Raw genomic sequence first — 20,721 nt, 5'->3', positions numbered from 1 at the left:
CCGGGCTTGACCGGGACCGTCGCGAAGGATGTCACCGTGCTCCAGCACAGGCAGGAGCACGACGGATATGCGCACCATCCCGCCCGTTTTGCCAAGGTCTCGCTCGAGGAGCGGGACCCCGGGTCAAGCCCGGGGTGACGCCACCCTAGCGCAGCGCGTTGGCGACCATCTTGTGCAGCTTCGAATGCATCGCGTCGTTGGCGGCGAGGAATTCGTTGCGCTCGATCGCGCGGTCGCCGCCACGGAAGTCGGTGACGAAGCCGCCGGCTTCCTTCACCAGCAGCATGCCGGCCGCGACGTCCCAGATCTTCAGGTCGCTTTCCCAGAAGCCGTCGAACCGCCCCGCCGCGACCCAGGCGAGGTCGAGCGCGGCGGCGCCCAGCCGGCGGATGCCCGCCACCTGCGGCGCGACGGCACCGAAGATGCGCGTCCATTGCGCGAAATCGCCGTGCCCCATGAAGGGGATGCCGGTCGCGATCAGCGCCTCCGCCGGGTCGCGCCGCGAGGACACGCGCAGCCGCTGGTCCTGCAACCAGGCGCCGCGCCCCTTCTCCGCCCAGAAGCTCTCGTCGGTCAGCGGCTGATAGACGAGCGCGGTCGTGATCTCGCGCTTGCCGTTCGGCATCGGCTCCTCGACCGCGATCGAGATGCAGAAATGCGGGATGCCGTGGAGGAAGTTCGACGTGCCGTCGAGCGGATCGATGATGAAGCGCGGCTTGTTCGGATCGCCCTCGACCGACCCGCGCTCCTCCATCACGAATCCCCAGTCGGGGCGCGCCTTCGACAATTCCTCGTAGAGCGTCTGCTCGGCGCGCTGGTCGGCCTGGCTGACGAAGTCCGCCGGCCCCTTGCGACTGACCTGGAGGTTCTGCACCTCGTTGAAGTCGCGCCGCAGCCGCGGCGCGGCCTTGCGCGCGGCGCGCTCGATGACGGTGAACAGGCCGGAATGGGATGGCATTTTATGTCTCCCCCCTCCCTGGAAGGGAGGGGTCGGGGGTGGGTCGTGTCCGGGTGTTACGGCGAGGTTCGCGTGCCCCGCGCCGTATCGCGAGCACGCCACCCACCCCCGGCCCCTCCCTTGAAAGGGAGGGGAGATGATTACTGCGCCGGCCCGCCGCGGGCAAAGCCCGCGTCGTCGGACGGGCGGTGCCCGCCGGCCGGGCGGCAGCCTGTACGAATAGCGACGCTATTCGTCTCAGTCCGCACGCCGGACATAGGTCTGCTCGTACACGTCGACCACGATCCGCGTGCCCGCCGCGATATGCGGCGGCACCATCACGCGCACGCCGTTGTCGAGCACCGCGGGCTTGTAGCTGGACGAGGCGGTCTGCCCCTTCACCACCGCATCCGCCTCGACGATCGTCGCCTCGATCGTGTCGGGCAGCTGGACGCTGATCGGCTCTTCGTCGTGAAGCTCCATGACCACGTCCATGCCGTCCTGCAGGAAGGCGGCGGCGTCGCCGAGCAGGTCGCGCGGCAGCGTCACCTGGTCGTAGGTTTCCTTGTCCATGAAGACCAGCCCGTCGCCCTCGGCGAAGAGGAACTGGAAGTCCTTGGTATCGAGCCGGACGCGCTCGACCGTCTCCGCCGAGCGGAAGCGGACGTTGTTCTTGCGGCCGTCGCGCAGGTTCTTCAGCTCGACCTGCATATAGGCGCCGCCCTTGCCGGGCTGGGTGTGCTGGATCTTGACCGCGCGCCAGATGCCGCCTTCGTATTCGATGATGTTGCCGGGACGGATGTCCACGCCGCTGATCTTCATGGGGCTTCGCCTATGGAAAAGAGCTGGCCGCACCGCAAAGGGCGACCGGATGGCGGCGACTTAGCGGCTGCGCGCCGCGCGGGCAAGCAGCGGATAGGGGTCGATCGCCTGCCCCTGGTACCAGCGCTGGTCGGGCGTCGTGCGCGTCACGCCGAAGTGGAGGTGGTAGTTCCCCGCCCCGGCATTGCCGCTGTCGCCGACATAGCCCAGCGTCTGGCCGGCGCGGACGCGCTGCCCCTCCGCGATACCGGGGGCGTAACCGGCGAGGTGCGCGTAATAATAGGTCCATCGCCGGTCGGGCGAGCGCTGGTAGAGCGTGGTGCCGCCGGCGTTGCTGAGGAACAGCTTCTCCACCCTGCCCGGCGCCGCCGCGACGACGGGCGTTCCCGCCGGTGCCATCAGGTCGATGCCGGTATGCGCGCGCGCACCGCCGTCGCGCGGGTCGCCCCAATTGTCGCGCAGGTCGGCACGGTCGTAGCCGGCGACGGGAAGCGTGAGCGCGCCCGTCGATGCGGGCGGCGCCTCCGCGACGGGGGGCGGCGCGGCCTGCGTCGCGACCGCACGGCGGGTACGCTCGGCGCCGTCGAAGGACAGCAGCGAGGCGAACCCCGCGACCGCCAGCAGGATGATGCCGAGGATCGACCAGCCCAGCCGCGTCATCGCACCACGCCTCCCGCCGCTATGCCTGGAAGATCACCGGCGTGCCGCTCTTCACCATGAGCGCGACGCGCGCCGCGTCCCAGTTGGTGAGGCGGACGCAGCCGTTGGATTGCGCGCGGCCGATCTGCGCCGGCTCGTTCGTCCCGTGGATGCCGTAATGCTCCTTGCTGAGATCGATCCACACCACGCCCACGGGATTGTTGGGGCCGGGCGGGATGATCTGCGCCTTCTTGTCGTCGCTGACGCCCTTCAGGATCAGCGGGTTCATCTTCCAGTCCGGGTTGGGCGAGACGTGCAGCACCTTCCAGGTGCCGAGCGGCAGCGGATCGCGCGCCGAGCCGATCGTCGCGGTATATTGCGATACCAGCCGGTCCCGGTCGTCATAGACGCGCAGGATGCCGTCCGACTTGTCGACCACGATCTTCGCAGCCCTGGGCACCTGCGCCTCGACGTTGAGCGAGGCGAGCGTGGCGCGCCATGCGGGCGTCGCGTCGGCCGGATAGGCGCGCGACGCGGGGAAGGTGTTGGGCACGCGGATCGTCGTGCCCGGCGCGATCGTCGTCACGCCGGGGTTGAGCTCCGCGAGCACCGCGGGGGTGGTGTGGAAGCGCTCGGCCAGCTTCTCCAGCGGACGGGTATAGGCCATCGACGGCAGCTTGGCCTGTAACGCATAGTCCTTGGGGATGTGCGCGACATAGGGTCCGCGCATCGCATCGCGATCCAGCGTGACCTCCAGCGTCGGGCGCAGGCCGGCATAGGGGCGCAGCGCGGCGAGGGTCGCGGCGTCGGATTTGCCGGTCACCGGCAGGTCCCGGCTTTGCTGGAAGCCCTTGAGCGCGTTGGTCAGGGATTGCCCGCCGCGCCCGTCGATGATGCCGGGGCCGAAGCCCAGGCGGTCGAGCGTCACCTGCAGGCGCATCACCGCCGGGTCCATCGCCGGCGGTGCGGGTTGCGCGAGGACGGGCGCCGCGAGCGCCACGGCGGTCAGGACGGCGATACGCTTCACGGGCCTCTCCCTCTTTACGGTGCCGGAACAACGCGTCGAGGGGCCGTCGGGTCCGTGCGCCGCGTCAGCGCGCGCCCAGCACCTCCGCGAAGCCGCGCACCGCCGCCACCTCGTCGGTGTTCCAGACCGCGCCGGATACCGCGACGAAGTCCGCCCCCGCCTTCACCAGCGGCGCGGCATTGGCGGGCGTGATGCCGCCGATCGCGACGCTGGGGAGTTCGAACAGCGCCGACCACCAGGACAGGATCACCGGCTCCGGATGGTGCGACACCGTCTTGGTGGTGGTGGGATAGAAGCTGCCGAACGCCACGTAATCGGCGCCCGCCTCCCCCGCCTCCATCGCCAGGTGACGGCTGTCGTGACAGGTCACGCCGATCTGGACGCCCGGGCCCAGGATCATGCGCGCCTCGCGCGGGTCGCCGTCCTCCTGCCCGAGATGGACACCGTCCGCGCCGAGTCGCTTCGCCAGCGACACCGAGTCGTTGACGATGAACGCGACCTCGCGATCCGCGCAGATGCGCTGGAGCGGCTCGGCGAGGCGCGCGGCGCTGTGCTGGTCCACGTCCTTCACGCGGAACTGGAACGCGGCGACCGGCCCGGCGTCGAGCGCACGCGCCAGCCGGTCGGGAAAGGTGCCGGTCACGTCGAGCGGCGAGATGAGGTACAGCTGGCACGGCGGGCGCGACAGGTCGCGCGTGAACGCGGCGGCGAAATCGGGGTCCAGCGGGCCGAGCGGGTCGTCGATCATGCGCCCCCGCCTACCCGCTCCCACGCCGGGGCGAAAGCGGCTGCGTGGTCGCGGCGGTGCGCGACCGCGTGGAGGGGCCATGACGAGCGACAGGGCGATCGTGCCGGCGGGTGGAGAAGCCGTCGGTCATGGGACGAGGAGCAGCGTTTATCGGGCAGAGGCCGCCCCAGCATCGTCATGCCGGGCGTGTCCCGGCATCCAGGGTTCCGCGCACCTCACCGGGTTGAACGTGCGAAACCCCGGCCCCCGGGACAAGCCCAACGTGACGGGCCGGATGCGACTAGGTTGCTGCCCTTCCTCATGTTACACTCCCCCCGTCACGCCCGACCGGGGGGAGAGTGTGTGATGCCGTTCCATCGATCCTATTACGCCGTCCTGCTGCTCGCGCCGCTGGTGCTGGTCGCCTTCTGGCCGGGCTATTTCGCGATCCCGCGCCAGGTCGTGTTCGGGGTGCACGCGCATGCGCTCACCGCGATCCTCTGGCTCGTGCTGCTGGCCACGCAGATGTGGGCGATTCGCGCCCGCCGCGGGCACCTGCATCGCACGCTGGGCCTGGCGCTGTTCGTATTCGTGCCGCTGTTCGTCGCGGGGGGCGCGCTGGCGATCCAGGCGATGATGACCAAGGCGCTGGCCGGGCATCCGTTCTACGCGCGGTTCGGCCCCGGGCTGGCGGCGGCCGACGCGCTGGCGACACCCTGTTTCCTCGCGTTGGTCGCTTATGCGGTGGCACGCCGGCGTGACGTCCATGCGCATGGGGGCGCGATGCTGGCGACGGCGGTGCTCGTCCTGCCCCCCGCTCTGGGGCGCGTACTGCCGGCAGTCCTGCCCACGATGCCGTCGCTCCACCCCTTCGTGCCCGCCTTCTACGCAGCGCAGATCGTTGCGGTCGTCGTGGCCTTGGTGGCGGCGCGCGCGGATCGGCGACAGGCGGGGCCGTTCCTGTTGGTGGCAGCAAATGTGACACTGCAGGCGGCCGCATTCGCGCTGCTCTCCCCGTCACCCGCCGCGATGCGCGCCTTCCGGGCGGCGACCGCGACGCCTGCCGCCGTCGTCGCGCTGACCGCGATCGCCGTGGCGGCGGCGGTATTGTGGTGGGCGTGGCGCGCCGGCGGCGGGGTCCGCCGCCGGTCGCCAGCGGTCGCCTATTCCTGATTCTTGTAGATCGCGACCAGCTTCTCCAGCATCGCCAGCGCCTCGCCGCGCTCGCGCTGGAAGGTGTTGCGCCCGATGATCGAGCCGTTGCCGCCGCCGTCGCGGATGTCGCGCGCATCCTGATAGACCGCGTCGGCGCCCTTCGCCGCGCCGCCCGAGAAGACGACGATGCGACGCCCGGCGAAGCTCGACTGGACGACGTGGCGCACGCGATCGGCCTGCTTCGACCAGTCGGTGCCCTCGTAGCTCTTCCTGGCGTCCTTCTGCTCGATATGGTCGCTCGGCAGCTTCACCTTGATGATGTGCGCGCCCAGCAGCGCCGCCATGTGCGCGGCATAGGCACCGACGTCGAGCGCCAGCTCGCCCGCCTTCGACAGCTCGCCGCCGCGCGGATAGCTCCAGATGACGGTGGCGAGGCCGGCCGCGGCGGCTTCCTCGCGCAGCGCGCGGATCTGCTCCATCGCGTCGAAGATGCCATCCGACCCCGGATAGATGGTGAAGCCGATCGCGGCGCAGCCCAGCCGCAGCGCATCCTCCACGCTGCCCGTCTGCGCCTGCGCGATCGAGGTGGCCCAGCTGTTCGAGCTGTTGACCTTCAGGATGGTCGGGATCTGCCCCGCGAACGTATCGGCGCCCGCCTCCAGCATGCCGAGCGGCGCGGCATAGGCCGACAGGCCGGCGTCGATCGCGATCTGATAGTGATAGTGCGGGTCATAGGCGGGCGGGTTGATCGCGAAGCTGCGCGCCGGGCCGTGCTCGAACCCCTGATCGACCGGCAGGATGATGAGCTTGCCGGTGCCGCCCAGCTTGCCGTGCATCAGGATCCGCGCCAGATTGGCCTTCACCGCCGGGCTGGTACCCTCGTACTTGTCCAGAATGGCCTTCACGGTCGGGGTCATGATATTCTCCTGCCTGTCTGATGTTGCTTAGAGGGCGAGCCAGCGGCGCAGCGCCTGATCGACCTGCTCCATGCGCGTGGCCGATGCATGGCCGATCACCTTGACGATGCGATGACGGCGCACGCTGGTGATGCGGTCGACCTGCACCTCGCATTCGACCGGAAGGCCGGTGTGCTCCTGCGGCGAGATGGCGACGCGGAACAGCGCCTCGCCGCCGACGATCGTGGTCAGCGGGCACAAGGTGACGGTCGCATGGGTGTCGTTGAACAGGTCCGCCTGTACCACGACGCAGGCGCGCGGCGCGCCGTCGCACCCCTCCGGCGGGGCGACCATGACGATCGCGCCGTGCGCGACGGCGGGCTCCGTGCCGGTGACGGGGGTCACTTCCACGCGGCGTCCTCCGCCTCGGCGACTTCCCAGAAGGCATAGTCGGCCTGCGTGTCGCGTCGCGACGCGCGTTGCGACTGGCGCCGCGCCTCGCGCCGGAACGCCTCGTCGTGCAGCTCGACGTAGCGGCGGACCGCCTCGCGTGCGATGTCGCTCTTGCTCCGCCCCTGGGTGCGTGCGACCGCGGCGAGCCGCTCTTCCAGTTCCGTGTCGAGCCTGACGCCGAGCAACGCGTGCCTCCGTTTAACGCGTTAAACGATAGGCGGTCCTTTGGTGCGGTGCAACCCGAATTACCGGCCGGATTTGACACAGGTCGCCCACGCGGCCTTTTCCGTTCGTGGCAAGCGACGGCGACGCACAGCCGCCACGGCTGGCGCATGACCCGGGACGTCGCTCGCGCGGAACGGCGGCCGGTGCGGCTACTTCTGCAGCGCCGCGACGCCCGGCAGCTCGCGGCCTTCCATCCACTCCAGGAACGCGCCGCCGGCGGTCGAGACGAAGGTGAAGCTGTCGCCCACCCCCGCGTGGTTGAGCGCCGCGACGGTGTCGCCGCCGCCCGCGACCGAGACGAGGCTGCCTTCCTTGGTCAGCGCCGCCGCGGTCCTCGCCAGCGCGACGGTCGCGGTGTCGAACGGGCGCGTCTCGAACGCGCCCATCGGCCCGTTCCACACGAGCGTGCGGCAGGTCTTGAGCACGTCGCCCAGCGCCTCGACCGCGGCGGGGCCGACGTCGAGGATCATCTCGTCCGCCGCGACCTCGTGCACGTTGACGGTGCGGGTCGGCGGATCGGCGCGGAATTCCTTCGCCACCACCACGTCATAGGGCAGATGGACGGTGCAGTCCGCCTTGTCCGCCGCGTCGAGGATCGCCTCCGCGGTGCCGGTCAGGTCGTGCTCGCACAGGCTCTTGCCCACGTCGACGCCGCGCGCCGCGAGGAAGGTGTTGGCCATGCCGCCGCCGATGATGAGGTGATCGACGCGGGCGACGAGGTGCTTGAGCACGTCGAGCTTGGTCGACACCTTCGCCCCGCCGACGACCGCGGCGACGGGATGGTCGGGCTGCCCCAGCGCCTTTTCCAGCGCGACGAGTTCGGCCTCCATCGCGCGTCCCGCAAAGGCGGGCAGCCTGTGCGCCAGCCCCTCGGTCGAGGCGTGCGCGCGGTGCGCCGCGGAAAAGGCATCGTTGACGTAGAGGTCGCCGAGCGCGGCGAAGCGATCGACCACCGCGGCGTCGTTCTTCTCCTCGCCCCCGAAGAAGCGGGTGTTCTCCAGCACCGCGATGTCGCCCGGCTGCATCGTCGCGACCGCGTCCGCGGCGCCCTCCCAGTCGACGAAGCGCACCGGGCGGCCCAGTACCGCCTCGTAGGGCTTCACGATGGGAGCGAGCGACATGTCCGGGTCGGGCACGCCCTTGGGACGGCCGAAGTGCGCGAGGACGAGCACGATCGCGCCCTTGTCCGACAGCTCGGCGACGGTGGCGACGGTGGCGCGCAGGCGGGTGTCGTCGGTAACGCGGCCGTCGGCCAGCGGCACGTTCAGATCCTCGCGCACCAGCACGCGGCGGCCGTGGACGTCACCGATATCGTCTAGCGTACGGAAGGACTTGGTCATGATTCCTCGATCCTGATAGCATCGTTGATCGCGATCCAGCCGCCGTGGATCACCTGAGCGCACGCACCCCCGCGCCAGTCGGCCAGCAGCGCTGCCTTGAGCCCGGGGGCCAGCGCCTCCATCCGCTCGCACGGGTCGGTCTCGCGCGTCACCTCCAGCACCACGTCGGCGCCGATGCGCAGGCGGACGCCGGCCGTCTGCGGCAGGTCGAGGCCGTCGACCAGCAGGTTGGCGCGCCGCTCCTCCCAGCCGATCGTATGGCCGACCTCCGCCATCGCCGCGTCCCAGTCGCCACGCTCGATCAGCGTGACCTGCCGCTTGTACGGCTTGCGCTTCATCGCGCCGCGGAAATCGCCGTGGATGCCGCCCTCGGGCGACACCCCGACCCGGTCGACGAGCTCCATCGGCGCCTTGGGAAAGGCGTGGCGCGCGATACCGATCAGGGTGCCCGCGCTCACTTTCGTGCGCCATGGTCGCGGTTGCGGGGCGAGTGCGGTGGCTGTGCTTCGACTACGCTCAGCACGAACGGGGGTTGGAACGCCACGCCATTGCGGTCCCGAAGCAAGAGGACGCCGCCCCTCACCGCAGTGCCCCCCCGAACGCGGTCGACGGACACGCGCTGTGGCCGTGCTTCGACTTCGCTCCGCACGAACGGGGGTAGCGACGCTTCACCATTGGGGCCGCGGACCAGGAGGAGGCCGCCCCTCACCCCCGTTCGCCCTGAGCGCAGTCGAAGGGCACGCACGACGGCTGCGCCTCGACCTTGCCCAAAACGAACGGAGGCTGGCGCATCAGCCCAGCTTGGCCATCGCGGTCGCGGTGTCGACCATGCGGTTGGAGAAGCCCCATTCGTTGTCGTACCAGCTCACGACGCGCACCAGCTTGCCGTCGATCACCGCGGTCTCCAGGCTGTCGACGGTCGATGAGAACGGCGTGTGGACGATGTCGATCGAGACCAGCGGCTCGTCCGAATATTCCAGCACGCCCTTCATCGGCCCCTCGGCCGCAGCCTTCAGCAGCGCGTTGACCTCTTCCTTCGTCGTGTCGCGCGAGGGCGTGAAGGTCAGGTCGACCAGGCTGCCGTCCGGGGTCGGCACCCGCACCGCGGAACCGTCCAGCTTGCCCTTCAGCTCGGGCAGCACCTCACCCACCGCGCGCGCGGCGCCGGTGGTGGTCGGGATCATGCTCATCGCCGCGGCGCGCGCACGGCGCAGGTCGGGGTGGATCTGGTCGAGGATCTTCTGGTCGTTGGTATAGGCGTGGATCGTGGTCATCAGCCCGCGCTCGATCCCGATCGCGTCGTTCAGCACCTTGGCGACCGGCGCCAGGCAGTTGGTGGTGCACGATGCGTTCGACACGATCGTGTGGCCCGCCTCCAGCCTGTCGTGGTTGACGCCGTAGACGACGGTCAGGTCGACGCCCTTCGCCGGGGCGGAGATCAGCACCTTCTTCGCGCCCGCATCGATATGCTTCTGCGCGCTGGCGCGGTCGGTGAAGAAGCCGGTGCATTCCAGCACCAGGTCGACGCCCAGCTCCTTGTGCGGCAGGTTGGCGGGATCGCGCTCGGCGGTCACGCGGATGCGCTTGCCGTCGATCACCATGTCCTGCCCGTCCGCCTCGACGGTGCCGGCCCACTTGCCGTGGACGCTGTCGCGGCTGAACAGCCACGCGTTCGACTTCGTGTCGGCGAGGTCGTTGATCGCCACCAGCTCCAGCTCGCTGCCGCGCTCCAGCAGCGCGCGCGCCACCAGCCGGCCGATCCGCCCGAAGCCGTTGATCGCTACCTTCGTCATCGTCGTTCCTCGCCCCTATGAATGTCCGATGCGCGCGCTCTTGCGCAGGCGCGGGCGTGTCCGTCAACCGCCGCCGGCGATCCGTCCGTCCCGCAACAGGCCCGCGACGGGCTTGTCGTGCGCGTCGCGCGATCCTATTCGCTGGCCCCATGGACAATCCCGCGATCCACCGGCTGGACGCCGCCATCACCCGCGTCGAGCGCGTCGTGGAGCAGCGCCGCGCCGCCGCCGCCAAGCTGGAGCGCCGGCACGCGCAGCTGCGTGACACGATGACGCAGGCGGTCGCCGCGCTCGACCGAATCATCGCCAACGATCCGGCCGATGCGGCGGAGGAGAACTGATGGCGCGCGTCACGCTGAAGATCGGCGACACCAGCACCGAGATCGGCTGCCGCGACGGCGGCGAGGCGCGGCTGCTGCAGGCCGCGGCGCTGATCGACGAGCGGTGGGAGGATGCCAAACGCGCCGCGGGCGCCGGCGGCGTCAACCGCGTCATGATGCTGGCGGCGCTGATGGTCGCCGACGCGCTGATCGACGAGCGCGCCAAGCCGCCGCCCGAGACGCCCGAGGGCCGCGCGCTGGACGCATTGTCGCAGCGGCTGGAGGCGCTGGCGGATGCCCTTGAGAAAGCCGGGCCGAGCGCCTAAATCGGTGGCGGCGGGTTCTGCCCGGTACGAGCCGGAAATTATCCCTGAGGCTATTCTTCATCCAAGGGGGTTGTCCCTGCTAGGACCCTGGTCCGACGTACATGATCCCCACCTGACGTATCGGGCGTCGGTGGATACTTTGGCACACGGCCACGGCGGTCCCGCCACCCGCCCCCTTCCCACGTCATGAGCGACAAGAACGCCCTGCGGGCCGCGTTGCGCGCGCGGCGCGACGGATTCGCGGCCACGGCCTCGGCGGCGATCCGCGTCGACCCCGCCTTCGCGATGCTGCTGACCCCGGGGATGGTGGTCGCCAGCTACGTGCCGGTCGGTGGCGAGGCCGATCCGACGCCGCTGGAGCAGGTCGCGCTGGCGACCGGCTGCCGCCTCGCGCTGCCGCAGGTGATCGACCGCGCCACGCCGCTGCGGTTCGCGCTGCACGACGCCGCTGCCGCGCTCGTGCCCGGGCCGTTCGGGCTGCGCCAGCCGCCCGCCGCCGCGCCGGAGGCCGTACCCGATGTCGTGCTGACCCCGCTGGTCGGGTTCGACCGCGCGCTCCACCGCATCGGCCAGGGTGCGGGGCATTACGACCGCGCCTTCGCCGCCTTCCCTGCGGCGCATCGCATCGGTATCGCCTGGAGCGTGCAGGAAACCGATCCGCTTCAGCCCGACCCGTGGGACATCCCGCTCCACGCCATCGCCACCGAACGCGAATGGATCGTACGCGCATGACGCCGTCGTGGCGCAAGCCGGCGGGGATGCTGCTGATCCTGCTGCTGATCGCGATATGGTGCGTCCTGATCGTGTCGCTGTCGGCGACGGTCGGCGGATGGCACTGGCTGCTCCAGCTCGTCTTCTACATCGTCACCGGGATCGTCTGGATCACGCCGCTGAAGCCGCTGCTGCGCTGGATGGAGACGGGACGCTGGCGGTAGTCGTCAGCCCGCCGGCCCCTCACCGTCCGGCGGGTTCACCTCGCCGCCGTCGCGGCGGATGAAGCTGATCTTTCCCTGCGGCTCCAGGATCGCCCATTCGACGTCCGTCATGCGCGCGATCCCGGCGAGCCGCATTTCCGATTCCACCTCCGCCCGCGTCATGCGGTCGCGGCGCAGATTGTCCTCCAGCAGCTCGCCATGCCGCACGATGACTCGCGGGGCGCCTTCCAGTGCGGTCTTGAGCCGCGGGAAGAGATAGGCCAGCCAGCCCAGTACCAGCCCCCAGAAGGCGAAGGTGACGATCGCCAGCGTCGCGCCGGTCAGGCTGAAATCGTTGTGCGTGATCCCCTGCTGGATCAAATCGCCCATCACCACCAGCACGACGACCTCGAACGGGGTCATCTGCCCCAGCTCGCGCTTGCCGAGAAGCCGCAGCAGCCCATAGAGGATGAAGAACATCGCGGTCGCGCGCAGGACGATGTCCATCAGGGCAGCACCCCGCGTCGCCACCGGCACGCGCGCCAGCGGACGTTCGCCGTCGAGCAGCACGACCTCGCCCCGCGTGCCCAGCGTCAGCGGCGGGGTTGATCTGCCCGTCCACTTTCGTTTCCAGCCGCTCGCCGGGCTTCAGCGGGCCGTAATGGAAGCGCCAGAGGCCGTCGCGATACTCTTCGCTCTCGGCGGCGGGTAGCTGCGTGTTGATCGTCATGTCGCGCCACAAGGCCGGCGGGAAGGCGATGACCGCATCCGCCATCGGACGGCGCGCCTGCACGACGACCACCGTTTCGAAGAAGAGCCCGCTGCGCAACGTCTGCGGCGTCTTGACGGTCAGGGTGGCGCTTGGCGTCACGGCGCGCGTCACGGGCGACCGCGCGCCGCCCAGCAGTCCCGTCATCGGGAGGATCAGCAGCACTCCCAGCAGAAGAGCGCCATCGGCGTGGCATGTCGGTGGAAGCCGCCGCGTGACACGGCGTGGCCGGGATGCAATCCGTCTGGATAGCCGCTCGCCATCCGCTCCGACTCCTCTGATGCGGAAGACGTAACGATCGGTAATGATGCGGGTTTCCGCGCTGCGGCTACGAACCACCCCGGCGCTGGCGCGAGTGACGGGGCTCGAACCCGCGACCTCCGGCGTGACAGGCCGGCGCTCTAACCAACTGAGCTACACCCGCTTGCAAAGCGATCGACGCACGCACCCGGGCATACACCGGAACGATATTCCGGCGCAGGAAATGCTGCTTGCCGCATGAAGTTCACGCACCGGCTGCGTATCACCGCAGGGATGGCGCGAGTGACGGGGCTCGAACCCGCGACCTCCGGCGTGACAGGCCGGCGCTCTAACCAACTGAGCTACACCCGCTTGGAGAAGCGTGAGGCGCGCCAACTAGGCGGCGCCCCGGTGGCTGTCAACGCGATTCTTCGTCTTTTTCGCGCGACCGCCAGCCCGGTTGCGGCGAGCCCGCGTTCTCGCGCGTCAGCGTGCCGTGTTCGAAGAGGAAGCCCGCGATGTCGGGGCGTCCCGCCGCCGACAGGATCGTCTGCACGATGATGAGGATCGGCACCGCCAGCAGCGCCCCCACCGTGCCCCACACCCAGCCCCAGAAGCTGATCGAGATGAGGATCATGACCGGGTTGATGGTCAGCCGGTGCCCGACGATCAGCGGGGTGACGACATTCGCCTCCACCAAGTGGAAGCCGTACATCATCGCGGGCGCGGCCAGCGCGGTCCACACGTCCGAAAAGGTCATCAGCCCGCCGACCGCGAGCAGCAGCGCGGCGACGACCGGGCCGAAATAGGGGATGTAGTTCAGCAGCGCGACGATGCCGCCCCACATGAGCGGAAACGGCATCCCCAGCAGGTGCAGCGCGCCCGCGACGAGCAGCCCGAGCGAAATGTTGATCGCGGTGATCGTGCCCAGATAGGAGGAGACGGCGTCGACCATCTCCTGCAGCACGCGCGCGGTTGCCATCGCCCCGCCGAAGCTGGCGCGCGCCGTGATGAGCCGCTCGCGCATCCGGGTCCAGCCCGACAGGAAGAAGAACGCGACCAGGATCGCGTAGAAGACCTGGACGATGACCGCGGGCGCGGACGTCGCCGCCAGCTCGACGATCGAGCTGGGCGGCGCGACGGCGGCGGTGGGCGACGGGCGCACCGGCGTGGAGGCGATCTGGCGCAGCGTGCGATTGGCGTAGCGCTCCAGGCTGGAATACAGATCAAGCAGCGGCGCCAGATTGGCCTGGATGCGGCCGATCCGCGTCGGCAGCAGGCGGAAGAACTCGGTCGCGGGCACGACGATCGCGGCCAGCGCGACATTGGCGACGATCAGGAACAGGATCACGCACATCAGCGCCGCGACCGCGGACGGGATGCGGCGACGCTCCAGCCACTCCAGCAGCGGGATCAGCGCCAGCGCGACGACCAGCGCGACCGCGGTGGGCATGAAGAACTCCGCTCCCTCCTTCAGCGCGAACGGCAGGCCGACGACCAGCCCGATCCCCGCCGTCAGCGTCAGCGCGGCGAGCAGCCGGTCGCGACGCAGCGCGACGACGGGCCCGTCGGTGGCGGCGTCGCCGGTTTCGTCCGGGACGCCGGGCGTCGCGTCATGGGGGAGATCGTACATGCCGTTAGCTAACGCCAATCCGGCCCACAGGCCAAGCGGTTACACCATCGCGCGCCGGTCTGCCGGCCCTGCCCGCTATTCCGCGGCGTCGCGCGCCCAGGCGCTGTCCTCCAGATAGAGATATTCGGGCTCGAACTCCGCGACCCGCGACAATGCCGCAGCGTCCAGGATGCGCACCGTGCCGCGCGCGACCTCCGCCAGCCCGTCCTCGCGCAGCCGGCGCAGCGTGCGGTTGACGTGGACGCTGGTGAGGCCGCACGCCTCGCCCAGATCCTGCTGCGTCAGCGGGAGCGCGAACTCCCCGTCGCGCGTCCGCCCGACCGCATCCAGGCGACGATAGGTCTCCATCAGGAAATGCGCGACGCGCCCCGCGGCGTCGAGGCGGCCGAGACGGAAGATCCATTCCCGGTGCAACGCCGCGTCGAGCAGGGTCGAGCGCCACAGCAGGCGCGCCAGGTGCGGCATGTCGCGCGTCAGGGCGTCGAGCCGCGCGTGCGGGATGACCGCGACGCGCGCCTCCGACAGCGTGGCGACGTCGTGATCGAGCATTTCCAGCGGATAGCCGTGGAGGTCGACGAAGTCCCCCGGCACCTGGAGCGCCACCAGCTGGCGATAGCCGTCGCGCGCATCCATGTAGCGGCACATCGTCCCGTCGAGCAGCAGCGTGCTGTAGCGCACGCGCTGCCCGCGGTTGATGAGGATCGTTCGCGCCGGCAGGGTTTCGACGCGGTCGACCGCGGCATCCAGCGCGTCCTTCTCCGCGGCGGTCATCCGCTCGCGGCCGCGTCCTCGCAGAAAATCCCTGGTGACGCGCATCGATCGCCTGTTCCCGAATGTGACCGCAGCGAAACGACCTACGCGGCGATACGATCCTCGAACAGGGTTTTCAGGTCGCGCTTCAGGATCTTGCCGTTGGCGTTGCGCGGCAGCATCTCGGACGAGAAGCGGATCGCGACCGGCACCTTGAACGCCGCCAGCCGCTCGCGCACCCATGCCTGCAGCTCCGCCTCGGTCGCCTGCGCATCGGGCGCGAGATGGACGACCGCCGCCGGTTCCTCGCCCAGAATGCGGTGCGGAATGCCGATCAGCGCGCAGTCGGTGACGGCGGGGTGGTCGTAGAGGACGTTCTCCACCTCGGTCGAATAGATGTTCTCGCCGCCGCGGATAATCATGTCCTTGGCGCGGTCGAGGATGAAGCAGAACCCCTCCGCGTCGATCCGCGCCAGGTCGCCGGTGCGCACCCAGCCGTCGACGAAGGTCGCCGCGGTCGCCTCCGGCTTGTTCCAATAGCCCTTCACGACCATCGGCCCGCGCGCCCACAATTCGCCGATCGTATCGGTCGGCAGGACCGTCACGCCGTCCTCGTCGCGGACTTCCAGATCGGCGACCGCCACGGGCGGGCCGCAACTGTCGGGGCGGTGGAGGTAATCCTCCGCGCCGTGCGTGGTCACGGTCGCGGTCGTCTCCGTCATGCCCCAGCCGTTGCCCGGCATCGCCTTCAGGTCGCTCGCGATCTTGCGCACCAGTTCGGGTGCGGACGGCGCACCGCCATAGCCGATGCTCTCCAGGCTGGAGAGGTCGTATTTGCCGCGGTCGGGATGCTCCAGGATCTGCCACGCGATCGTCGGCACCCCGCCGGTCGCGTTGACGCGCTCGCGCTCGATGATCTCCATCGCGCGGACGACCTCGAACTTGCGCATGTAGATGGTGGTGTGGCCCGCGGCCATCGACCCCATCAGCCCGGCCGACAGCGCGGTGGCGTGGAACAGCGGGATGACCGTCAGCGACACCTTGCGCACCGGATCGGGCAACGGATCGCCGCGGCGCAGGATCATCCGTGCGGCGGCATAGCCGGTCGACAGGATGTTGGTCATGAAGTTGCGGTGGGTGCCGAGCGCCCCCTTGGGCTTGCCGGTGGTGCCGCTGGTGTAGAGGATCGTGGCGTCGTCCTCCGGCGCCAGCGCGACCTCGGGCAGGTCGCGGTCGGGCAGCGCGGCCCAGTCGTGCGGGGTGCCGATCACGTCCTCCAGCCGCTGCGCGCCCGCGACCGGGGCGGCGGCGCGCGCGACGAGGACGTGGCGCAGCGCGGGCAGGTCGTCGCGGTGCGCCGCGATCCGCTGCCAGCGCTCGTCGTCGCACACCAGCAGCGACGCGCCCGAATCGGACAGGCCGTAGGTCAGCTCCTCGCCCGTCCACCACGCGTTGAGCGGCACCGCGACGGCACCGATCACCGTCGCGGCGAAGAAGGCGACGATCCATTCCGGCAGGTTGCGCGCCGCCACCGCGACGCGATCCCCCTTCGCCACGCCCAGCGAGCGATAGTAAGCGGCGAGCGCGGCGATGGCGCGGAACTGCGCGTCGTAGCTGACGCGCTCGTCCTCGTGGATGGTGGCCAGCGAGTCGCCGTGGGTGCGCGACAGCCGCACCAGCGCGGCCATGTGCGGCGGCGCATTCTTCCACACGCGCGTGGGGAGCCCACGGATATCGACCGTCTCCATCTCGAATCGCGCGCCCGGCGCGGTGAGCGCGGCGCGGACCTCGTCCATGCCCATCGCGGGCCAGGCACGTTCCATCGTCACGGCATTCCTCTCATCAACTTGAACATTCGGTTCGTTCGGATGCGAGACTAGAGTTGATTTACGCTGGGCTCAAGCGATAGACGTGGCGTGACATTCGAAGCGGGGGTATGGAGAGGCCATGAAGATCGCCAAGGCCGAGAAGCACGGCTTCGACCCGCGACGCCTCGCCGCGATCGATGCGCTGCTCAAGGAACGCTATCTCGACACCGGCGGCTTCGCGCAGGCGCAGCTGCTGGTCGCACGCGACGACCAGATCGTCCATTTCTCGCATCAGGGCACCGCGCGCGAGGGCGGCGCGGCGGTGGACGAGGGATCGCTGTTCCGCATCGCCTCCATGACGAAGCCGATCACCTCGGTCGCGTTCATGATGCTGGTGGAGGAGGCGAAGGTCGCGCTGGACACGCCGGTGCATCATGTCCTGCCCGAGCTGAAGGGCGTCGGCGTCTATGACGGCGGGGGCGCGGGCGTGCCGTTCATGACCAGGCCGGCGCAGGCGCCGATGCGGATGGTCGACCTGCTGCGCCATACCGCCGGCTTCACCTACGGCTTCCAGAACCGCAGCAACATCGACGCCGCGCACCGCGAGCAGAAGCTGGAGAACTGGCACGGCAACCTCGACCTCGACGGCTTCGTCGCGGCGCTGGGGAAGCTGCCGCTGGAATTCTCGCCGGGCAGCGCGTGGAATTATTCGGTCGCCACCGACGTGCTCGGGCTGGTGGTGGAGCGCGTGTCGGGGATGAAGCTGCCGCGCTTCTTCGAGGAGCGCATCTTCGCGCCGCTCAAGATGCACGACACCTTCTTCACGGTGCCCGGCGACAAGATCGACCGGCTGACCGATTGCTATACGCTGGTGCCCGGCAAGGGCCGCCAGATGTTCGACCGCGGGGCGGAGAGCATGTGGTCGGTGCCGTTCCGCTTCGTCTCGGGCGGCGGCGGGCTGGTGTCGACCGCGCTCGACTATCACCGCTTCTGCCTGATGTGCCTCAACGGCGGCGAGCTGGACGGCGCGCGCATCCTGGGGCGCAAGACGGTGGAGCTGATGACGCAGAACCACCTGCCCGGGAACGCCGACCTGTCGACCATGTCGCGTTCGCTGTTCAGCGAGACGCAGAATGCGGGCACCGGCTTCGGCCTCGGCTTTGCGGTGACGATCGATCCGGCGCGCTCGATGATGCCGGGGTCGGTGGGCGAATATTATTGGGGCGGCATGTTCTCGACCGCCTTCTTCGTCGATCCGGTCGAGCGGATCAGCATGGTCTTCATGACGCAGCTGTCGCCCTCGATGATCTATCCCATCCGCCGCGAGCTGAAGACGATGATCTACGCCGCGCTGACCTGAGTTCACCGTGCTCCTGCGGACGCAGGAGCCCAGAGCCACGAACGCCGCGCTGGCGGCCCTAGGCTCCTGCGTCCGCAGGAGCACTCAGACGGAGATCCGACGAATGACTTCCCCCGTCCGCACCGAACGCCACGACGACATCCTGGTCATCATCTCCGACTCGCCGCCGGTGAACGCGCTGGGCGCGGGCGTGCGCGACGGGCTGGAGGCCGGGGTCAAGCAAGGCGTGGCGGATGCCGGCATCAAGGCGATGGTGATCCGCTGCGACGGGCGCACCTTCTTCGCGGGCGCGGACATCACCGAGTTCGGCAAGCCGCCCAAGGGGGCGAGCCTGCACGAGGTCATCGACATGATGGATGCCAGCAGCAAGCCGATCGTCGCCGCGATCCACGGCACCGCGCTGGGCGGCGGATGCGAGGTCGCACTCGCCTGCCATTACCGCGTCGCGGTGCCGAGCGCGATGATGGGCCTTCCGGAAGTGAAGCTGGGCCTGCTGCCCGGCGCCGGGGGCACGCAGCGGCTGCCGCGCGTGGTCGGCGTGAAGGCGGCGCTGGAAATGGTCGCGATCGGCGATCCGATCCCCGCAAAGAAGGCCGCCGAGGTCGGGCTGGTCGACCGGGTGGTGGGCGAGGATTCGCTGGAGGCGGATGCGATCGCGTTCGCGCGCGAGATCGCGGACAAGCGCCCGATCCCGCGCGTGCGCGACAAGACGGTGTCCCCCGATCCGGAGGCGGTCGCCGCCTTCCAGAAGGCGCACGGCCGCAAGATGCGCGGCTTCGACGCGCCCGCGGCCAACATCGCCTGCGTCGTCGCGGCGAGCGAGCAGCCCTTCGAGGAGGGCATGAAGTTCGAGCGCGAGCAGTTCATGAAGCTGATGACGGGCACCCAGTCCGCGGCGCAGCGCCACATCTTCTTCGCCGAGCGCCAGGCCGCGAAGATCGACGACGTCGACCCCAAGACCCCGCTGCGCCCGATCAACAAGGTGGGCGTGATCGGCGCGGGCACGATGGGCGGCGGCATCTCGATGAACTTCCTCTCCGCCGGCATCCCGGTGACGATCGTCGAGATGCAGCAGGACGCGCTCGACCGCGGCACCGGCGTGATGCGCAGGAATTACGAGGCATCCGCCGCCAAGGGCCGGCTGAAGCCCGACGCGCCGGAGAAGCTGATGGGGCTGCTGACCCCCACGCTCAGCCTCGACGACCTCGCCGACTGCGACCTCATCATCGAGGCGGTCTATGAGAATATGGACGTCAAGAAGGAGCTGTTCGGGGAAGCTCGACGCGATCGCGAGGCCGGGCGCGATCCTGGCCAGCAACACCAGCTACCTGAACGTCGACGAGATCGCGGCGAGCACGAAGCGGCCCGAGGACGTGGTGGGGATGCACTTCTTCTCCCCCGCCAATGTCATGAAGCTGCTGGAGGTGGTGCGCGGCGAGAAGACCGCGGGCGACGTGCTGGCGACGGTCATGGCGCTGGCCAAGAAGATCAAGAAGGTCGCGGTCGTCGCCGGCGTCTGCCACGGCTTCATCGGCAACCGCATGCTCTCCCCCCGGCAGATCGAGGCGAACAAGCTGCTGATGGAGGGCGCCACCCCGCAGCAGATCGACAAGGTGCACACCGACTTCGGCATGCCGATGGGGCCGTTCCAGATGAGCGACCTGGCGGGCGTCGACATCGGCTGGCACCGCGATCCCAACCGGATCGAGAGCATCCGCGACGCGCTCGCCGCGGAGGGGCGCTGGGGGCAGAAGAAGAACGCCGGATTCTACGATTACGACGAGAAGCGTAACCCCTCCCCCTCCCCGCGCGTGGCGGAGATCATCGAGGACTTCCGGTCGCGGTCGAACCTCGCCAAGCGCGAGATCACCGACCAGGAGATCGTCGAGCGCACGCTGTACCCGATGGTCAACGAGGGCGCGCTGATCCTGGAGGAAGGCAAGGCGCAACGGTCGAGCGACATCGATGTCGTCTGGATCTACGGCTATGGCTGGCCGGTCTATCGCGGCGGCCCGATGTTCTGGGCGCAGACCGAGGGGTTGGACAAGGTCGTCGCCGGGCTGGAGAAGCACGGCTTCAAGGTCGCCCCCAGCCTGAAGGCGGCGGCGGAGAGCGGGGGGAAGCTGTGATGCCCCGCCGTCCTTGTGTTCCTGCGCACGCAGGAACCCAGGGCCACGAAGCGCGGTATCCCGGACTCTGGGCTCCTGCGTTCGCAGGAGCACGCGCATGACCGAGAAAACCGCGCTCCAGACCGCTGCCGCGATCCGCGCGGGGGAGACGAGCGCGCTCGCCGAAACCGACGCCGCGATCGCGCGGATCGAGGCGGGCGACGGCGCGCTCAACGCGGTCGTCGTGCGCGACTTCGATCGCGCGCGAAAGGCCGCGGCGGAACTGGACGCGCGGATCGCCCGGGGCTTCGACGCGACGCTGCTCGGCGTGCCGATGACGATCAAGGAAAGCTATGACGTCGCCGGGCTGCCGACGACGTTCGGCTTCACCGAACATCGCGCCTTCGTCGCGCAGGAGGATGCGGTCGTCGTCCAGCGGCTGAAGGCGGCGGGCGTCGTGGTGCTGGGCAAGACCAACG

Annotated in this window: 22 protein-coding genes, 2 tRNA genes and 1 pseudogene; 8 read left to right on the top strand and 17 right to left on the bottom strand. The window is 69.6% G+C overall.

From position 1 onward, the window contains the following. Positions 1 to 145 precede the first annotated feature (145 nt). The 5 genes from PGN12_17250 to thiE form a co-directional block, all read right to left on the bottom strand. Positions 146 to 958, bottom strand: coding sequence for an inositol monophosphatase family protein (locus tag PGN12_17250; protein MEH3105627.1), 813 nt, complete (start codon positions 956 to 958; stop codon positions 146 to 148). Positions 959 to 1,195: 237 nt separating this feature from the next. Further along, entirely contained in the window at positions 1,196 to 1,759 is a 564-nt protein-coding gene (gene efp, locus PGN12_17245) for an elongation factor P (GenBank protein MEH3105626.1), read from the bottom strand. A gap of 60 nt (positions 1,760 to 1,819) precedes the next feature. Beyond that, on the bottom strand, positions 1,820 to 2,419 hold the full coding sequence (locus PGN12_17240; protein ID MEH3105625.1) for a M23 family metallopeptidase: 600 nt from the start codon (positions 2,417 to 2,419) through the stop codon (positions 1,820 to 1,822). A 19-nt stretch (positions 2,420 to 2,438) separates the two neighbouring features. Next, positions 2,439 to 3,425: a L,D-transpeptidase family protein gene (locus PGN12_17235; GenBank protein MEH3105624.1), complete on the bottom strand. Its 987-nt coding sequence runs from the start codon at positions 3,423 to 3,425 to the stop codon at positions 2,439 to 2,441. A 64-nt stretch (positions 3,426 to 3,489) separates the two neighbouring features. Then, on the bottom strand, positions 3,490 to 4,173 hold the full coding sequence (gene thiE, locus PGN12_17230) for a thiamine phosphate synthase (GenBank protein ID MEH3105623.1): 684 nt from the start codon (positions 4,171 to 4,173) through the stop codon (positions 3,490 to 3,492). Positions 4,174 to 4,518: 345 nt separating this feature from the next. Between thiE and PGN12_17225 the strand changes: the two genes are divergently transcribed. Continuing rightward, the gene (locus tag PGN12_17225; protein MEH3105622.1) at positions 4,519 to 5,325 is read left to right on the top strand and encodes a hypothetical protein; all 807 of its coding nucleotides are present in this window, start codon (positions 4,519 to 4,521) and stop codon (positions 5,323 to 5,325) included. Here PGN12_17225 and PGN12_17220 read toward each other — a convergent pair. The 6 genes from PGN12_17220 to gap all read right to left on the bottom strand — a co-directional run bounded on the left by PGN12_17220 (position 5,316) and on the right by gap (position 10,014). Continuing rightward, positions 5,316 to 6,224 carry a class I fructose-bisphosphate aldolase gene (locus PGN12_17220; protein MEH3105621.1) on the bottom strand — a complete coding sequence of 303 codons (909 nt, stop codon included), beginning with the start codon at positions 6,222 to 6,224 and terminating at the stop codon, positions 5,316 to 5,318. The two genes, PGN12_17225 and PGN12_17220, sit on opposite strands and share 10 nt — an antisense overlap. Positions 6,225 to 6,251: 27 nt before the next feature. Next, positions 6,252 to 6,614: a type II toxin-antitoxin system PemK/MazF family toxin gene (locus PGN12_17215; protein ID MEH3105620.1), complete on the bottom strand. Its 363-nt coding sequence runs from the start codon at positions 6,612 to 6,614 to the stop codon at positions 6,252 to 6,254. After that, the gene (locus PGN12_17210; GenBank protein MEH3105619.1) at positions 6,605 to 6,841 is read right to left on the bottom strand and encodes a ribbon-helix-helix protein, CopG family; all 237 of its coding nucleotides are present in this window, start codon (positions 6,839 to 6,841) and stop codon (positions 6,605 to 6,607) included. The genes PGN12_17215 and PGN12_17210 overlap by 10 nt, the downstream gene beginning before the upstream one ends. A 189-nt stretch (positions 6,842 to 7,030) precedes the next feature. Then, positions 7,031 to 8,221, bottom strand: coding sequence for a phosphoglycerate kinase (locus PGN12_17205; GenBank protein ID MEH3105618.1), 1,191 nt, complete (start codon positions 8,219 to 8,221; stop codon positions 7,031 to 7,033). Further along, a complete protein-coding gene (locus PGN12_17200; GenBank protein MEH3105617.1) occupies positions 8,218 to 8,625 on the bottom strand; it encodes an MOSC domain-containing protein in 408 nt (135 codons plus the stop codon). The genes PGN12_17205 and PGN12_17200 overlap by 4 nt, the downstream gene beginning before the upstream one ends. Positions 8,626 to 9,012: 387 nt before the next feature. Continuing rightward, positions 9,013 to 10,014, bottom strand: a complete 1,002-nt coding sequence (gap, locus tag PGN12_17195; protein MEH3105616.1) for a type I glyceraldehyde-3-phosphate dehydrogenase — start codon at positions 10,012 to 10,014, stop codon at positions 9,013 to 9,015. A 149-nt stretch (positions 10,015 to 10,163) separates the two neighbouring features. On the opposite strand from gap, the gene PGN12_17190 reads away from it, so the two are divergent. The 4 genes from PGN12_17190 to PGN12_17175 all read left to right on the top strand — a co-directional run bounded on the left by PGN12_17190 (position 10,164) and on the right by PGN12_17175 (position 11,595). After that, complete coding sequence (locus tag PGN12_17190; GenBank protein MEH3105615.1) at positions 10,164 to 10,355, top strand: hypothetical protein; 192 nt, start codon at positions 10,164 to 10,166, stop codon at positions 10,353 to 10,355. After that, entirely contained in the window at positions 10,355 to 10,660 is a 306-nt protein-coding gene (locus tag PGN12_17185; protein ID MEH3105614.1) for a cell division protein ZapA, read from the top strand. The genes PGN12_17190 and PGN12_17185 overlap by 1 nt, the downstream gene beginning before the upstream one ends. A 186-nt stretch (positions 10,661 to 10,846) precedes the next feature. Further along, positions 10,847 to 11,392: a 5-formyltetrahydrofolate cyclo-ligase gene (locus PGN12_17180; GenBank protein MEH3105613.1), complete on the top strand. Its 546-nt coding sequence runs from the start codon at positions 10,847 to 10,849 to the stop codon at positions 11,390 to 11,392. Next, positions 11,389 to 11,595 (top strand): DUF2842 domain-containing protein, encoded by a 207-nt coding sequence (locus PGN12_17175; protein ID MEH3105612.1) that lies wholly within the window; start codon positions 11,389 to 11,391, stop codon positions 11,593 to 11,595. The genes PGN12_17180 and PGN12_17175 overlap by 4 nt, the downstream gene beginning before the upstream one ends. A 3-nt stretch (positions 11,596 to 11,598) precedes the next feature. Here PGN12_17175 and PGN12_17170 read toward each other — a convergent pair whose 3' ends face one another. The 6 genes from PGN12_17170 to PGN12_17145 form a co-directional block, all read right to left on the bottom strand. Then, the gene (locus tag PGN12_17170) at positions 11,599 to 12,144 is read right to left on the bottom strand and encodes a DUF421 domain-containing protein (protein ID MEH3105611.1); all 546 of its coding nucleotides are present in this window, start codon (positions 12,142 to 12,144) and stop codon (positions 11,599 to 11,601) included. 546 nt (positions 12,145 to 12,690) lie between these two features. Next, a tRNA-Asp gene (locus PGN12_17165) sits at positions 12,691 to 12,767 on the bottom strand. Positions 12,768 to 12,878: 111 nt separating this feature from the next. Continuing rightward, positions 12,879 to 12,955: transfer RNA gene (locus PGN12_17160), tRNA-Asp, on the bottom strand. 46 nt (positions 12,956 to 13,001) lie between these two features. Then, on the bottom strand, positions 13,002 to 14,216 hold the full coding sequence (locus PGN12_17155; GenBank protein ID MEH3105610.1) for an AI-2E family transporter: 1,215 nt from the start codon (positions 14,214 to 14,216) through the stop codon (positions 13,002 to 13,004). Between the two features lie 75 nt (positions 14,217 to 14,291). Next, on the bottom strand, positions 14,292 to 15,032 hold the full coding sequence (locus tag PGN12_17150) for a Crp/Fnr family transcriptional regulator (protein MEH3105609.1): 741 nt from the start codon (positions 15,030 to 15,032) through the stop codon (positions 14,292 to 14,294). 38 nt (positions 15,033 to 15,070) lie between these two features. Next, positions 15,071 to 16,789: an AMP-binding protein gene (locus tag PGN12_17145; protein ID MEH3105608.1), complete on the bottom strand. Its 1,719-nt coding sequence runs from the start codon at positions 16,787 to 16,789 to the stop codon at positions 15,071 to 15,073. A 124-nt stretch (positions 16,790 to 16,913) separates the two neighbouring features. Between PGN12_17145 and PGN12_17140 the strand changes: the two genes are divergently transcribed. From PGN12_17140 to PGN12_17130, 3 genes and pseudogenes are all read left to right on the top strand, one after another. After that, positions 16,914 to 18,134 (top strand): serine hydrolase, encoded by a 1,221-nt coding sequence (locus tag PGN12_17140; protein MEH3105607.1) that lies wholly within the window; start codon positions 16,914 to 16,916, stop codon positions 18,132 to 18,134. Positions 18,135 to 18,237: 103 nt separating this feature from the next. Beyond that, a pseudogene (locus tag PGN12_17135) lies at positions 18,238 to 20,263 on the top strand (3-hydroxyacyl-CoA dehydrogenase NAD-binding domain-containing protein). A 97-nt stretch (positions 20,264 to 20,360) separates the two neighbouring features. Beyond that, the coding region (locus PGN12_17130; protein ID MEH3105606.1) for an amidase family protein at positions 20,361 to 20,721 on the top strand (361 nt) is incomplete at its 3' end.

The sequence above is a fragment of the Sphingomonas phyllosphaerae genome, from assembly GCA_036946405.1.
Lineage (GTDB): Bacteria > Pseudomonadota > Alphaproteobacteria > Sphingomonadales > Sphingomonadaceae > Sphingomonas > Sphingomonas phyllosphaerae_D.
The sequence above is the reverse complement of the archived record's forward strand: the minus strand, read 5'-3'. Positions and strand labels throughout refer to the sequence as shown.

Coding starts and splice junctions, on each gene's coding strand:
- PGN12_17250 (MEH3105627.1), bottom strand. CDS start 958: ATGCCATCCCATTCCGGCCTGTTCACCGTCATCGAGCGCGCCGCGCGC.
- efp (MEH3105626.1), bottom strand. CDS start 1,759: ATGAAGATCAGCGGCGTGGACATCCGTCCCGGCAACATCATCGAATAC.
- PGN12_17240 (MEH3105625.1), bottom strand. CDS start 2,419: ATGACGCGGCTGGGCTGGTCGATCCTCGGCATCATCCTGCTGGCGGTC.
- thiE (MEH3105623.1), bottom strand. CDS start 4,173: ATGATCGACGACCCGCTCGGCCCGCTGGACCCCGATTTCGCCGCCGCG.
- PGN12_17225 (MEH3105622.1), top strand. CDS start 4,519: ATGCCGTTCCATCGATCCTATTACGCCGTCCTGCTGCTCGCGCCGCTG.
- PGN12_17220 (MEH3105621.1), bottom strand. CDS start 6,224: ATGACCCCGACCGTGAAGGCCATTCTGGACAAGTACGAGGGTACCAGC.
- PGN12_17205 (MEH3105618.1), bottom strand. CDS start 8,221: ATGACCAAGTCCTTCCGTACGCTAGACGATATCGGTGACGTCCACGGC.
- PGN12_17200 (MEH3105617.1), bottom strand. CDS start 8,625: ATGGAGCTCGTCGACCGGGTCGGGGTGTCGCCCGAGGGCGGCATCCAC.
- gap (MEH3105616.1), bottom strand. CDS start 10,014: ATGACGAAGGTAGCGATCAACGGCTTCGGGCGGATCGGCCGGCTGGTG.
- PGN12_17190 (MEH3105615.1), top strand. CDS start 10,164: ATGGACAATCCCGCGATCCACCGGCTGGACGCCGCCATCACCCGCGTC.
- PGN12_17185 (MEH3105614.1), top strand. CDS start 10,355: ATGGCGCGCGTCACGCTGAAGATCGGCGACACCAGCACCGAGATCGGC.
- PGN12_17180 (MEH3105613.1), top strand. CDS start 10,847: ATGAGCGACAAGAACGCCCTGCGGGCCGCGTTGCGCGCGCGGCGCGAC.
- PGN12_17175 (MEH3105612.1), top strand. CDS start 11,389: ATGACGCCGTCGTGGCGCAAGCCGGCGGGGATGCTGCTGATCCTGCTG.
- PGN12_17155 (MEH3105610.1), bottom strand. CDS start 14,216: ATGTACGATCTCCCCCATGACGCGACGCCCGGCGTCCCGGACGAAACC.
- PGN12_17150 (MEH3105609.1), bottom strand. CDS start 15,032: ATGCGCGTCACCAGGGATTTTCTGCGAGGACGCGGCCGCGAGCGGATG.
- PGN12_17145 (MEH3105608.1), bottom strand. CDS start 16,789: ATGGAACGTGCCTGGCCCGCGATGGGCATGGACGAGGTCCGCGCCGCG.
- PGN12_17140 (MEH3105607.1), top strand. CDS start 16,914: ATGAAGATCGCCAAGGCCGAGAAGCACGGCTTCGACCCGCGACGCCTC.